Origin of the sequence: Sphingobium cupriresistens LL01, assembly GCF_001046645.1 — a bacterium.
Taxonomy (GTDB): domain Bacteria; phylum Pseudomonadota; class Alphaproteobacteria; order Sphingomonadales; family Sphingomonadaceae; genus Sphingobium; species Sphingobium cupriresistens.
In genome coordinates, this window is record NZ_KQ130434.1 from 1,340,081 (window position 1) to 1,352,927 (window position 12,847).

Sequence of the window (12,847 nt, forward strand, 5' to 3'; positions counted from 1 at the left end):
CCTCATCTGGGTTAGGACGGGGCGGGAGCGCGGATGAAGCGCGGAAACAGCATCAACCGATCGATTGCGATGCTGGCGGCCTGCGGGCTGCTGGGGGCGTGCGCGACCGTGGAGGATGCGCCACGGGGCGAGGCCGCCTATGTGGCGATCCCTCCGCCACCAGCGATTGGAATGGATTATCGTATCGCGCCAGACGATGTGCTGCGCATCCAAGTGTATCATGAACCCGGCCTGTCGCTGGAAGACGCGCAGGTCACGGCGGCCGGCATGATCCGTATGCCACTGATCGGCGATGTGTCGGTCGCGGGTCTGACCGCCAGCGAAGCGGGCGATGTCATTGCCGGGCGCCTGGGGGAACGCTATCTGGTGTCGCCGCAAGTCACCCTGTTTGTGAAAAAGGCCGTGGGCCGCCGCGTCACATTGGATGGCGAAGTGCGCGAACCTGGCCTCTATCCGGTCGAAGGGCGACTGACGCTGTTACAGGCCGTCGCCCTGGCGAGGGGGCCGACCCGGCTCGCCGGCCTCAATCAGGTGGTCGTCATACGTCGGTTGGACGGCCAGCGGCGGGCCGCGTTGTTCGATCTGGCCGCCATTCGCAAGGGGCGTGCGCCCGATCCTGAAATTCTGCCGGGCGACATGGTCATCGTCGGCTTGTCGCGCGCCAAGGCGATCGTGGGCGGCGCGCTGCTGGCCATGCCTGCGCTCGCCACCGGCTTTATCGCGCTGGACGGAAATCACTGATGGGTCTTCCTGCTTTCCCGATGCGTGACGATGCGGATAACGGCGGCGAAGGATTCAGCGCCCGCCTGTCCGCCGCCGCGCAGCGCTGCTGGCTGGTGCTGCGCCGCCACCGCGTCATCCTGTTCGTCACCATGGCGCTCTGCCTGTTGGCCGGCGCGCTCTTCATCCTCACCTCTACGCCTGATTATCGCGCCACCGCCTCGGTCGAGGTGGAGGATGTGCCTGCCGGCGCGGCCGGTTCCGCCGCGGCCCAGCGCGCCGGATCGGCGAACGACACCGAAACGCTGATGCAGACCGAATTGGAGGTGTTGCGCAGCCGGGCGCTGGCGGAGGAGGTCGCGCGCGATCTGTCGCTGGTCGGTACGCCGACCTTCTTCAAGGGCATGGACGAGGTCCGCCCGCCAGAGGGCGTCGGCACCTTGTCGCAGCGTCAGGTGGAGCAGGACATGGTCGTGCGGCTGCTGCGCGATAATCTGGAGGTCGAACTGCCCGGCAAGTCGCGGGTTCTGCGGATCAGCTTCGTCAGCGCCGATCCGGTGCTTTCGGCGCGCGTGGCTAACAGCTATGCGGACAGCCTGATCCGCGCCGACCTGAAGCGCGGCTTCGAATCCGGGGTGCAGGCGCGCCGCTTCCTGCTGGGCGAACTGGACGGCGCGCGCAACGATCTGGCGCGGGCCGAGCGCGACATGGCTGTCTATGCCACGCGCACCGGCACGCCGGCCCAATCAGGCGAAGAGAGCAAACCCGTCAAGCCTGCCGCCCCCGACGGGTCGGTGGCGACGCGGCTGGCGCAGCTCAACGCCTTCCGCGCGCAGGCTGCGGCCGATCGTATCGCGGCGCAGAAACGGTGGGAAAGCGCGCGGCGCGCCAGCGCCGACACGCTGCCCGAAGTGCTGGGCAACGGGGCCATGCAGCAGATTATGGCCGATCGCGCGCAAGCCCGCGCGGCCGTTGCCGAGGAACGGCAGTTTCGTAAGGATGCCCATCCCGAAATGCGCGAAGCGCGGGCGAAGCTGGCGGCGCTGGATGAGCAGGCCGATTCCATGGCCAACACCATCCGGGCGTCGCTGCGCGAACAATATGAGGTGGCGGTGCGCGGCGAGGATCAGATCGCCAAGGAAATCGCGCAGCTCGAACAGCAGGCGCAGGTGGAGCAGGGCCGCGATGTCCAGATGGGCATCATGGAACGCTCGGTCGATACCTATCGAATGCTGCATGACAGCCTGCTCCAGCGCTATCGCGACATGGCGTCGCAGGCGGGGTTTCAAGCCGGTCGCATCCAGCCCCTCGATCGTGCGGCGGTGCCGACGCGGCCCTTTTCACCGCGGATAGGCGTGACCCTTCTGCTGGCCTCGCTCGGCGGGCTGGCGTTGGGCCTGCTGCTGGTCGCGGCACGGCATATGTTCGATGACGCCGTGACCTCCGCCGACACGTTGGCGGAACGGGTCGGGCTGTCCTTGCTCGGCGCGGTGCCGGTTACCGGCGATAATCCCCAGCCGGCGGAGATATTCACCCCGATCGCCGCGTCGCTGCTGTTGGCGTCGGCAGACGGTCTGCCGCGATCGATCTTGGTCACCAGCGCGCAAGAAGGGGAGGGCAAGTCGCTGACCCTCCATGCGTTGGCGCTGGCGCTGGCGGGCCTGGGCAAGTCGGTGCTGGTGATTGATGGCGACATGCGCCGTCCGGTGCAGCATCGCCTGTTCCGCCTGTCCCCCGCGCGCGGCATCAGCGAAGTGCTGACCGGTCAGGCTATGGCGCAGGATGTGATCGTGGACACCGGTATCGCGGGCGTGGCGCTGCTGCCTTGCGGCACGCTGCCGCCCAATCCGTCGGAACTGCTGTCGACCCCGGCGCTGGACGGCCTGCTCACGGCGGTGCGCGACCGCTACGACACGGTGCTGATCGATGCCCCGCCGATCCTGGGAATTGGCGATGCGCCGCTGTTGGCGGCCAAGGCGCAGGCCAGCCTGCTGGTGGTCGAATGGGGCCGCAACCATCATGGCGGCCTGCGCGCGGCGGTCGAACGCTTGCGGCGCAGCGGCGGCGCGATCGTCGGCGCCATCCTGACCAAGCAGCAAGGCCGGGCGATGGATTATGATTATCACCGCGGCGGGTGAATCCTACATTCGTTCGGTGTGAGAATGAAAACAGCGCCTTCCCGATCGAGAAGGCGCTGTTTTCATGTCCAGCAATGAAGCGTCAGGCTTATGCCCGCGCCATCAACCCCTCGACCAGCCCCTGGAACAGGCGCCTACCGTCGGTCGCGCCATGCGCCGGCTCGATCACGCGCTCTGGATGGGGCATCATGCCCAGCACATTGCCCTTGTCGTTCAGGATGCCCGCGATGTTGCGAGCCGAACCGTTGACGCTTTCGGCGTAGCGCAGCGCCACGCGGCTATCGCCTTCCAACCGGTCAAGCGTCGCATCGTCGGCGAAATAATTGCCGTCATGATGCGCCACCGGATAGCGGATCGCTTCACCCGCCGCATAGCGGCTGGTGAAGGCGCTTTCAGCATTCTCGACCGTCAGCGCGACGTCGCGGCACACGAAATGGCCGCCGGCGTTGCGCAGCAGCGCGCCGGGCAGCAGACCGCTTTCGGTCAGCACCTGGAAGCCGTTGCAGATGCCCAGCACGAAAGCGCCGCGTGTCGCTGCCCTCGCCACCGCCTGCATCACCGGCGAACGGGCCGCCATCGCGCCGGACCGCAGATAATCGCCGTAGGAAAAACCGCCCGGCACGCCGATCAGGTCGATGTCGTCGGGCAGGTCCGTGTCGCGGTGCCACACCATGGCGGGCTTCTGTCCGGTCGCAGCCTCGAACGCCACCGCCAGGTCGCGGTCGCAATTGCTGCCCGGAAAGACGATGACGGCGCTCTTCATGCCTTAGACGACTTTTCGACGCGGTAGTTTTCGATCACTGTGTTGGCCAGCAGCTTGCGGCACATGGCGTCGATATCCTCGTCGCTGGTGTCGTCGGCCAGGTCCAGTTCGATCAGCTTGCCGGCGCGCACGTCATTGACGCCGCCAAAGCCCAACCCGTCGAGCGCATGGTGGATGGCCCTGCCCTGGGGATCGAGGACACCGCCCTTGAGAGTGACGAAGATGCGGGCTTTCATGGGACGCGGACTCCTTGGAATCGACTGGCGCCGCGCGATTCCGCACGGCCGACCTTCGCCGCACCCCCTAAGCGCGGCGCGGCGCGTAGGCAAGCCATTATGACTTTGTTAGCGACCATTGCGCTACCGTGACTGCGTGATTTTGGGGGACGTGCGGAACGATGTCCGGGCTGGCGCTGGCGATGTTTGTCGGGCTGTTCGCATGGGGGCAGCAGATCGTGGGATATGATGATCCGCACGGCAAGGTCCAACTCGCGCTGCTCGCGACCTTTTGTTTCGGTTTGCTGATCGGCTATCGCGCCAATAATTGATCGCAGAAAATCTCCATTCTCATCCCCGCGCGCATCGCCTAAGCGGCGGGCATGAACACTGACACCCTCTATTATATATGCGCCATCATCGCCGTCGTCCTTGCGGGCCTAGCCAAGGGCGGTTTCGCCGGGATCGGCGCGCTGGCCATGCCGGTGATGGCGCTCGCCGTCGATCCGGTGCGCGGAGCGGCCATCCTGTTGCCGATCCTGATCCTGCAGGACGTCGTCAGCGTATGGGTCTATCGGCATAGCTGGGACGGCGGCATCCTCAAGGTCATGCTGCCGGGCGCCGCGGTCGGCATCGGCCTTGGCTATCTGTTCGCGGCGCAGGTGTCGGAAACCGCAGTGCTGGGCGTGCTCGGCGCCATCTCCGTGCTGTTCGGCTTGCAACGCCTGTGGATCGAGCGCGGCAAGGCTGTGGTGCTGCCGTCGGATTCGCCCGGCTGGGTCGGCTTCCTGTTCGGCATCGGCAGTGGCTTCACCAGCCATATCGCCCATGCCGGGTCGCCCCCTTTCCAGATGTGGGTGCTGCCCAAAAAACTGCCGCGTGACATGCTGGTGGGGACGACCGCGCTCGCCTTCGCCGCGATGAACTGGATGAAGCTGCCCGCCTATGCCGCGCTGGGGCAGTTCACCCACGCCAATCTGATGGCGACGGCGATGCTGGCGCCAGTGGCGATCCTGTCGACCTTCGCCGGTGTGGCGCTGGTGCGACGGGTCGATCCGGCGCGCTTCTACACGCTCATCTACGCGCTGATGGTGCTGCTGGGCATCAAGCTGATGGCCGACGCGCTGATCGCCTGACATGAAAAACCCGACGAAAGCCTGATGCCTTCGCCGGGTTTGTCCGTTCTGATCGAAGGATCAGCCTTCTTCCTTCTCGCGCTTCTTGCGATGGGTGTCGAGGTCGAGCACAGTGGTGTCCAGTCCTTCGGGCAGCAGGCCAAGACGGCGCGCAACCTCCTGATAGGCTTCGACTTCGCCGCCCAGATCGCGGCGGAAGCGATCCTTGTCCAGCTTCTCGTTGGTCGCCATGTCCCACAGGCGGCAGCCGTCCGGGCTGATCTCGTCGGCCAGGATGACGCGGCTATATTCGCCGTCATAGAGGCGACCGAATTCCAGCTTGAAATCGACCAGGCGGATACCGATGCCGGCGAACAGGCCGCACATGAAATCGTTGATGCGGATCGCCATGTCGGCGATGTCGTGCATCTCGTCCTGCGTCGCCCAGCCGAAGCAGGCGATATGCTCTTCGGAGATCAGCGGGTCGCCCAGCGCATCGTCCTTGTAGCAATATTCGATCAGCGTGCGGGGCAACTGCGTGCCTTCCTCGATGCCCAGCTTCTTGCTGAGCGATCCGGCGGCGACGTTGCGCACCACGACCTCGATCGGGATGATCTCGACCTGGCGGACCAGCTGTTCGCGCATGTTGAGGCGGCGGATGAAGTGGGTCGGCACGCCGATCTGGCCGAGCAGGGTGAAGATATGCTCGGAAATCCGGTTGTTCAGCACGCCCTTGCCCGAAATCGTGCCCTTTTTCTGGGCATTGAAGGCCGTAGCGTCATCCTTGAAATATTGGATGATCGTACCTGGCTCAGGACCTTCGTAAAGGATCTTTGCCTTGCCTTCGTAAATCTGGCGGCGACGGGCCATGCGCGTTCCTGACTTGTCTTATAAAACACTGCGCCCCGGCAATCGCGAATCGTTGAGGATCAGCGGGTGCCGGGGCTGCTTGGGCCGCCCATAGAGCAAAGTCGCAAGGCGTGCAATTCCATGCGTTCTCCATCGGCGCGCATCACGCCCCCTTCATCTTCCGAAATTCGTCGAACAGTCCCAGGAAGCGGTCGATGTCCGCCTTGCTCAAGAAATAGGGCGTCGCGAGCCTGAGTTTGCTGGGGTTGCCGCCGCGGACGCGGATCTTGTGGTTGGTCCACAGCCACTCCTGCAATTCCATCCGCTGCACCGGCGGTGTGTTGACGGTGGCGATCGCCCCGCGCAGCGCCGGATCGGGGGAGGTCCAGCTTTCCGCCCCGCGCTTCACCATCTGGCCATGGATATAGTCGGCCAACAGGCGATTGCGCGCCTCGATCCGCTCCATCCCGATGCTCGTGGCCAATTCAATCGCGGCGTTCAGTCCCATCAAGGTGGGGATGCAGGACGACCCGATCTGCATATAGCGGTCCGCCTTGCGCGTAGGATCGTCATAGCCGCCCGTGGCGACCGTATTCCACACCCGGTCCATCACGCTTTCGTCGCGCAAGTAGAGGAAACCCGTGCCCTTCGTCGCGAACAGCCATTTGTGCATCGATCCCGTGTAAAGATCGCAGCCTATATCGTTGAGATCGACCTTGATCATACCCGGCGCATGGGCGCCATCAAAGGCGGACACGATCCCCTTCGACCGGGCCAGAGCGGCGATTTCCTTGGCCGGCAATACGACGCCCGTCGCCGTGCTGATATGGCTGACGAAGATGATTTTCGTGCGCGGGGTGATCGCATCGTTGATCCGGTTCAATATCGCCGCCGCGTCCTTGGGCGGTTTGGGCATGGCGAACTTTTTCACCACCACGCCATAGCGGCGGTGGCGCAGCATCCAGGGCATTTCGCCTGACCCATGTTCCTCGTCGCTCATCAGCACTTCGTCGCCGGCCTTCATGTCGAAGCCGTTGGCGACATAGCTGTTCGCTTCGGTGCAGTTGCGCAGGATCGCCATTTGGTCGACATGCGCGCCCATGAAGTCGGCGAACGGCTTGCGATAGGCCTCCCACGATCCATAGCCCCAGATCGGATAATCCTCCGATCCGGCCTGCGTCATCTGCTCGGTCGTTTCGAACCCGTCGAAAATCGCCTTGAGGACGGGGCGGGGCGAGGAGCCGACCGTCCCGACATTCAGGTTCACGACATCGGCAGGGATCAGGAATTGTGCGCGGAGCGCCTTCCAATAAGCGTCCTCATCCCGGCCATGGAGGTCGGCAGCGGGCAGGGGCACGGCCTTGAGCGCCTGCGCTGCGGCGGGAGAGGCCATGGAGGCGGCGGTAGCGGAACCGAGGAAACTGCGACGATCGAACATGGGCGCCTTTCCGGGCCGGCATGGCCCGCTGACAAGTCTGCCCGATGTTCAACGATGCTCAAGCGGAAATCCGCCTACAGCACATCCCCGAACATGGCCCACAGCAAGGCGCCCCACGCCACCATGCCCACGGCGGCGATAATGACGCCCGATCGGGCGCGCATGGCGGCGATCAGGCCGCGGGCTTCATCGTCATCCTCCATCATCGGCGACTGCGTTACCCCGCCGTCGGCTCCGGCTCAACCCGTCCCGTTTCGCGATCCACCGCCATCAGCCGGCCGGTGAAACATTGCCGCCACCAGCTGATGTCCTGTCCCTCGACACTATCCATCATCGCCCGCCAGCGCCGCTTGCGCTCGTCAAGCGGCATGGCCAGCGCGCGCAGGATCGCGTCGGACATCTCCTCCGGGCTATAGGGGTTGATGAGCAGCGCGTCCTTGAGCTGCATCGCCGCCCCGGCAAAGCGGGACAGGATCAGCACACCGGGATCTTCGGGGTCCTGGGCCGCGACATATTCCTTCGCGACCAGGTTCATGCCGTCGCGCAGCGGCGTTACCAGCCCGATCTTTGCGGCGCGATAGATGCCGGCCAGCTTGTCGCGCGGATAGCCCTGGTTGACGTAGCGGATCGGGGTCCAGTCGACGTCGCTATATTCGCCGTTGATCCGTCCTGCGAGGGAATCGAGCGTCGCACGGATCTGCTGGTAGCTTTCCACCTCGCCGCGCGAGGGCGGGGCGATCTGGGTCAGCAGCAGCTTGCGATGATGTTCGGGATGATCCTTCAGGAAGCGGGCATAGCCGTTGAACCGCTCCTCCAGCCCCTTGCTGTAATCCAGCCGATCGACCCCGACGATCATCGAGCGGTCCTGCAACGACGCGCGAACCAGGCTCAGCATGTCCTGCGCCTCGTCGCTCTCGGCGGCCTCGGCAAACTCCTTTGCATTAATGCCGATCGGGCAGGCGACCGCCTGGATGGTGCGATCGCCTACGGTGACGAAATCGCCATCGACGCTGCCGCCCATTTCCCGCTCGACATAATGACGGAAGGATTCGAGCCATTCCTCGGTATGGAAACCGATGACGTCATAGGCGAACAGCGTGCTGACCAGCTTGCTGTGATGGGGCAGCGACACCAGCAGCCGGGTCGGGGGCCAGGGAATGTGGAGGAAGAAGCCCATGCGGTTCTTCAGCCCCTTGTCGCGCAGCATCTGGCCCAGCGGGATCATATGATAGTCATGGACCCAGATCACGTCTTCGGGTTCGATCAGCGGGCTGGCGGTTTCCGCGAAGCGCTTGTTGACGCGATTATAGCCGCCTTCGAAATCACGGGCATATTCGGCCAGGTCGATGCGGAAATGGAATAGCGGCCACAGCGTCTTGTTGGCATATCCATTATAATATTCGTCGATATCCTGTTCTTCCAGGTCGATCGTCGCGGTCTTGACCCCCTCATCTTCGGCAAAGCCGATATGGCCGGTGAAATTGTCGGTGACCTCGCCCGACCAGCCGACCCAGATGCCCCGGCTCTCCCGCAAGGCTTGCGACAGGGCGACGGCAAGGCCCCCCTGGTTGCCCGACTTGCTGGGGCGACTGACCCTGTTCGATATGACGATAAGGCGGCTCATCGCATCGCGCTCCATGGTTTGCTCAGCAAGACGGCGCAATTGATGATGCCGACCAATGAGTAAGTCTGGGGATAATTGCCCCACAATTCCCCGGTTGCAGGGTCTATATCTTCGGACAGCAGGCCAGCGGCCGTGCGGCGAGACAACATCTCTTCGAACAAGGCGCGGGCCTCTTCGGTCCGGCCGGTGCGGTGCAGCGCCTCGATCAGCCAGAATGTGCAGACGTTGAATGCCGTGACCGGCTCGCCGAAATCGTCGGGCGCGCTGTATCGCAGCATGTCGTTGCCGCGCCGCAGGTCGGTTTCAAGCGCCGCCAGCGTACCGATGAACATCGGATCGTCGGCCGTCAGGAACCGCAGGTCGAGCAGTTGCAGCAGCGACGCATCGCGCGAATCATCCTCGAAATTGGCGGAGATCGCCTTGCTGTCGGTGCGCCAGGCAGCCTCCAGGATGCGCGCCTTCATCGTGTCCGCACGGTTCTGCCAGTGGATGGCCCGCACCGGCAGGTCGAGCGCGGTGGCGGCATGGGCCAGCCGATCGCACGCCGCCCAGCACATTACCGCGCTATAGCTGTGGACATGGGCGCGGGTGCGCAATTCCCACAGGCCGGCGTCGGGCTGGTCGTACACTGCCCACGCCCGTTCGCCCACCGCCTCCAGCGCCTCGAAATCGGCATGGCCGGCCATGCGCAGCAACCGCTGGTCGATGAAACCCTGCACCGACGACAGCACGATCTGGCCATAGGCGTCATGTTGAATCTGTTCATAGGCGGCATTGCCCACGCGCACTGGCCCCATGCCGCGATAGCCGGGCAGTTGCTCGGCCTCCCATTCGGTCAGCGTCGCATTGCCGCGGACGTCGTAAAGCGGCTGGATATGCCCGCCACGCGCGCCATCGACGATGTTGCGCAGATAGACGAGATAGGATTCCATCACGTCGAGCGCGCCCAGTCGGTTGAGCGCCTCCACCGTATAATAAGCGTCGCGGACCCAGCAGTAACGATAGTCCCAATTACGCCCGCTGTTCGCATGTTCGGGGATGGAGGTGGTCAGCGCGGCGACGATCGCGCCGGTTTCCTCATGCTGGCATAGCTTGAGCGTGATGGCGGAGCGGATCACGGCTTCCTGCCATTCGGCTGGGATAGCGAGGCCGCGGACCCACAGCTGCCATTCGTTGATGGTGTCGTCCAGCATTCGCTCGATCGCCGGACGCAGCGCATCGGAAAAGCCCTCGTCCGGTCCCATGAAGAAATGCGCATCCTGCTCCAGCCGGAACCAGCTTTCCTGCGCGATCAGGCCGATCGGCGCATTGGTCGATATGCGCATCGCCATATAGGACAGGATCATCCGGATATGGTTGGAACCATAGCTGACCGGCACCTTGTCGGCGCCCCAACCCGTTGTCGGACGCAATTTTACGCGAATGCGGGGGGAACCAGCTACCGGCCGGACGATGCGGATGAACCCTACCGGGCGGTACATGCGGCCCTTATGCTTGTGCCGTGGACAGAAATCGATGATCTCGATCGCATTGCCCTGCGCATCGCTCTGGCGGGTCACCAATATCGGGGTGTTGCGGATATAATGCTGCTCGACCGTGACGCAATTTTCCAGTTCGATCGCCCAGAAGCCGCCGGCCTGCGCATCGTCCCATGGTTTATTGTCCAGCAAGGCGGAAAAGACCGGATCGCCGTCCACACGCGGGACGCAGGCCCACACCATACGTCCCATGCGGTCGATCAGCGCGGAGGCCTGGCAATTGCCGATCGGCCAAAGATCGAGCGAGCGCTCGCTTCCGGCCAGTATGGATTCGCCCGGAACCGATTGGCCCAAGATGGCTTGCTGTGGTGCTTGGATCGGTCTGCCCCTTTCGTTGCTCACGACAAGGGACGCCGAAAATCTATCCGGCGACCCCCTCGGCCAGATAATGCCTGACGGCGGCAACCTGTTCCAGAGAGAATACAGCCAATGTCGCGCGCGGCGCCCCGACCAATATGCCGGCGCCGCCCAATTCGGCGGCGGCGGCGAAGCCTTCCTCGTCGGTGACGTCGTCGCCGATGAAGACCGGCACGCCGCCCGCCATCGGCGCGGTTTGCATCAGCGCAATCAGCGCGCTGCCCTTGTCCGCGCCGCCGGGGCGTAATTCATACAACATTTTGCCCCGTTGCAGCGCCAGCCCATGCTCATCCGCCAGGATATTCGCCAACCGACCCGCCTCCTCGCCCCATTGTGGCGCGCCACGGAAATGCAGGCCCACGCTGATGGATTTGCGTTCGACCAGAAGGCCCGGCTTGTCCTCGACAAAGGTGTTGAAGGCGGCCTCCACCGCATCGATCGCGGGCAGGCGGGGCGGGGCGTCCACCGCCGCGCCGGGCCGGGCGAACTCCAGCCCATGGGTGCCCGACAGCAGGAAATCGCCAAAGCCCAGTTCGCGCAGGGTCGCGATCGATCGGCCGCTGATGATCGCCAGCCGCCCCCCCAGCTGATCGCGCAACCGGGCCAGCAGCAAGAGCAGGTCGTCACCGACATCCACCGCGTCGGGCGTTTCGGCCAGCGGCGCCAGCGTTCCGTCGAAATCGAGGAACAGCGCCGCGCCGTCCAGCAACGTGGTGGGTGGAGCAGGAAGGGCGGACGGGGGGGCAAATGCGGATTCGGACACGGGCGCAAAGTGGCGTCCCTGCCCGAAACCGCAACCCCCGATTTGTCACCGCCGGTCGATTTTCCCGACTGCGGCTCAGTTACGGCATCGGCGCTCATGGACGGCCCAGGGGGAGGACCAATGAATTGTATGGAGAACCCGGAACGCCTGCATGATCCTGGCCAATAGCCGGTCGATGCCGTTGTTGATCTGCGCGCGGCCGTCAAGCCGCAGCCGGTCGTCATATTCGTCACGCATGATGCCGTCCTTTCCTGAAAGCGGGAGGTGGATCGAAAAGACCATCCGCGCCTTTGCCTCTGCCTGATTGACGTCAGTATCGCCAACAAAAGGCTGGACGCATTAGATAAGCTCAGCTTATTGATAAACCTATGTCGATCCTGCCGCCCCTATCGGCCATCCGCGTGTTCGAGGCTGCGGCCCGCTTGGAAAATTTCACCGCTGCTGCCCAGGAACTCGGCATGACGCAAGCCGCGGTCAGCTATCAGGTGAAGTTGTTGGAGGAGCGGCTGGGGCTCAGCCTGTTCCAGCGTATCGGGCGCAAGGTCGTACTGACCGACAAGGGGCGGGACATCGCGCCCATCCTGACCCGCGCCTTCGACCAGATGCGCCAGGGCTTTGTTGCCCTGACACAGGATCATTCTGCCGTGCTGACGATCAGTTGCACCAACAGCTTTGCGCATTTGTGGTTGGCGCCCAAGATCGGCGCCTTTCAGATGCGCCATCCGCACCTCGCCGTGCGCATCCAGGCGGAGGACAGCGTCGTTGATCTCGCCCGCGACGGCGTGGATCTGGCGATCCGGGGCGGGAAGGGGCAATGGCCGGGGCTGGAGGCGACATTGCTGACCCACAACCGCCTCGTACCGATGTGCAGCCCGGCATGGCTGGACCGGCACGGCCCGATCGCCGATGCGCAGGCGCTCCATGCCCTGCCGCGCCTGTCGTCTGATGACATGTGGTGGCATGAATGGTTCGCCGCGATGGCGGTGAAGGCCGATCCCGCCGCCGGCCCGCCCGGCATCGCCCTAGATAGCCAGGTGATGGAGGGGCGCGCCGCGATCGGCGGGCAAGGCGTCGCCATCCTCAACCATTTCCTGTGGAAGATGGAGATCGAGTCCGGCCTGCTGGTCGAAGCCGTGCCCTCCTATGTCCGGGAAATCGCCAGCTATTGGGTGGTCTATCCGCCTCATGCCCGCAACACGCCCAAGGTGAAGGCCTTCCGCGACTGGATCGTGGCGGAATTTGCGGCCGAGATCGCCGCCGATCCCGAAGGGCGATACTTGCCGCATTGATAGCCCATGCGTATATTCATGCGCACATGAGATGCAGG

General features: G+C 64.2%; 14 protein-coding genes. 5 read left to right on the top strand and 9 right to left on the bottom strand.

The window, feature by feature from the left end; all coding sequences use genetic code 11:
* Positions 1-33 precede the first annotated feature (33 nt).
* Both V473_RS06460 and V473_RS06465 read left to right on the top strand, forming a co-directional pair.
* Positions 34-741, top strand: a complete 708-nt coding sequence (locus tag V473_RS06460) for a polysaccharide biosynthesis/export family protein (RefSeq protein ID WP_066601696.1) — start codon at positions 34-36, stop codon at positions 739-741.
* Positions 741-2,858: a GumC family protein gene (locus tag V473_RS06465; RefSeq protein WP_408021490.1), complete on the top strand. Its 2,118-nt coding sequence runs from the start codon at positions 741-743 to the stop codon at positions 2,856-2,858. The genes V473_RS06460 and V473_RS06465 overlap by 1 nt, the downstream gene beginning before the upstream one ends.
* Positions 2,859-2,946: 88 nt before the next feature.
* On the opposite strand, the gene purQ is transcribed toward V473_RS06465, so the two are convergent.
* The gene (purQ, locus tag V473_RS06470; RefSeq protein ID WP_066601698.1) at positions 2,947-3,621 is read right to left on the bottom strand and encodes a phosphoribosylformylglycinamidine synthase subunit PurQ; all 675 of its coding nucleotides are present in this window, start codon (positions 3,619-3,621) and stop codon (positions 2,947-2,949) included.
* Positions 3,618-3,857 carry a phosphoribosylformylglycinamidine synthase subunit PurS gene (purS, locus tag V473_RS06475; protein ID WP_066601702.1) on the bottom strand — a complete coding sequence of 80 codons (240 nt, stop codon included), beginning with the start codon at positions 3,855-3,857 and terminating at the stop codon, positions 3,618-3,620. The genes purQ and purS overlap by 4 nt, the downstream gene beginning before the upstream one ends.
* Before the next feature lie 161 nt (positions 3,858-4,018).
* Between purS and V473_RS24015 the strand changes: the two genes are divergently transcribed.
* Positions 4,019-4,168, top strand: coding sequence for a hypothetical protein (locus V473_RS24015; protein ID WP_169793914.1), 150 nt, complete (start codon positions 4,019-4,021; stop codon positions 4,166-4,168).
* 51 nt (positions 4,169-4,219) lie between these two features.
* Positions 4,220-4,972, top strand: coding sequence for a sulfite exporter TauE/SafE family protein (locus tag V473_RS06480; protein WP_066601713.1), 753 nt, complete (start codon positions 4,220-4,222; stop codon positions 4,970-4,972).
* A 60-nt stretch (positions 4,973-5,032) separates the two neighbouring features.
* Here the strand turns inward: V473_RS06480 and purC are convergent, their stop codons facing one another.
* The 7 genes from purC to V473_RS24020 form a co-directional block, all read right to left on the bottom strand.
* Positions 5,033-5,821, bottom strand: coding sequence for a phosphoribosylaminoimidazolesuccinocarboxamide synthase (purC, locus tag V473_RS06485; protein ID WP_066601715.1), 789 nt, complete (start codon positions 5,819-5,821; stop codon positions 5,033-5,035).
* Between the two features lie 142 nt (positions 5,822-5,963).
* Entirely contained in the window at positions 5,964-7,238 is a 1,275-nt protein-coding gene (locus tag V473_RS06490; RefSeq protein ID WP_066601716.1) for an aminotransferase class V-fold PLP-dependent enzyme, read from the bottom strand.
* Positions 7,239-7,312: 74 nt separating this feature from the next.
* Positions 7,313-7,444 (bottom strand): hypothetical protein, encoded by a 132-nt coding sequence (locus V473_RS24525; RefSeq protein WP_269076430.1) that lies wholly within the window; start codon positions 7,442-7,444, stop codon positions 7,313-7,315.
* 11 nt (positions 7,445-7,455) lie between these two features.
* Positions 7,456-8,862 carry an alpha,alpha-trehalose-phosphate synthase (UDP-forming) gene (otsA, locus tag V473_RS06495; protein WP_082679109.1) on the bottom strand — a complete coding sequence of 469 codons (1,407 nt, stop codon included), beginning with the start codon at positions 8,860-8,862 and terminating at the stop codon, positions 7,456-7,458.
* Entirely contained in the window at positions 8,859-10,628 is a 1,770-nt protein-coding gene (locus V473_RS06500) for a glycoside hydrolase family 15 protein (protein ID WP_269076444.1), read from the bottom strand. Before V473_RS06500 ends, otsA begins: the two co-directional genes overlap by 4 nt.
* A gap of 133 nt (positions 10,629-10,761) precedes the next feature.
* Entirely contained in the window at positions 10,762-11,520 is a 759-nt protein-coding gene (otsB, locus tag V473_RS06505) for a trehalose-phosphatase (protein ID WP_066601720.1), read from the bottom strand.
* 75 nt (positions 11,521-11,595) lie between these two features.
* Entirely contained in the window at positions 11,596-11,757 is a 162-nt protein-coding gene (locus tag V473_RS24020) for a hypothetical protein (RefSeq protein WP_165363577.1), read from the bottom strand.
* 131 nt (positions 11,758-11,888) lie between these two features.
* Between V473_RS24020 and V473_RS06515 the strand changes: the two genes are divergently transcribed.
* Entirely contained in the window at positions 11,889-12,809 is a 921-nt protein-coding gene (locus tag V473_RS06515) for a LysR substrate-binding domain-containing protein (protein ID WP_201785480.1), read from the top strand.
* Positions 12,810-12,847 lie beyond the last annotated feature (38 nt).

Excerpts from the sequence above, each read along its gene's own strand:
- V473_RS06460 (WP_066601696.1), top strand. The coding sequence starts at position 34 with ATGAAGCGCGGAAACAGCATCAACCGATCGATTGCGATGCTGGCGGCC.
- V473_RS06465 (WP_408021490.1), top strand. The coding sequence starts at position 741 with ATGGGTCTTCCTGCTTTCCCGATGCGTGACGATGCGGATAACGGCGGC.
- purQ (WP_066601698.1), bottom strand. The coding sequence starts at position 3,621 with ATGAAGAGCGCCGTCATCGTCTTTCCGGGCAGCAATTGCGACCGCGAC.
- purS (WP_066601702.1), bottom strand. The coding sequence starts at position 3,857 with ATGAAAGCCCGCATCTTCGTCACTCTCAAGGGCGGTGTCCTCGATCCC.
- V473_RS24015 (WP_169793914.1), top strand. The coding sequence starts at position 4,019 with ATGTCCGGGCTGGCGCTGGCGATGTTTGTCGGGCTGTTCGCATGGGGG.
- V473_RS06480 (WP_066601713.1), top strand. The coding sequence starts at position 4,220 with ATGAACACTGACACCCTCTATTATATATGCGCCATCATCGCCGTCGTC.
- purC (WP_066601715.1), bottom strand. The coding sequence starts at position 5,821 with ATGGCCCGTCGCCGCCAGATTTACGAAGGCAAGGCAAAGATCCTTTAC.
- V473_RS06490 (WP_066601716.1), bottom strand. The coding sequence starts at position 7,238 with ATGTTCGATCGTCGCAGTTTCCTCGGTTCCGCTACCGCCGCCTCCATG.
- V473_RS24525 (WP_269076430.1), bottom strand. The coding sequence starts at position 7,444 with ATGATGGAGGATGACGATGAAGCCCGCGGCCTGATCGCCGCCATGCGC.
- otsA (WP_082679109.1), bottom strand. The coding sequence starts at position 8,862 with ATGAGCCGCCTTATCGTCATATCGAACAGGGTCAGTCGCCCCAGCAAG.
- V473_RS24020 (WP_165363577.1), bottom strand. The coding sequence starts at position 11,757 with ATGCGTGACGAATATGACGACCGGCTGCGGCTTGACGGCCGCGCGCAG.
- V473_RS06515 (WP_201785480.1), top strand. The coding sequence starts at position 11,889 with ATGTCGATCCTGCCGCCCCTATCGGCCATCCGCGTGTTCGAGGCTGCG.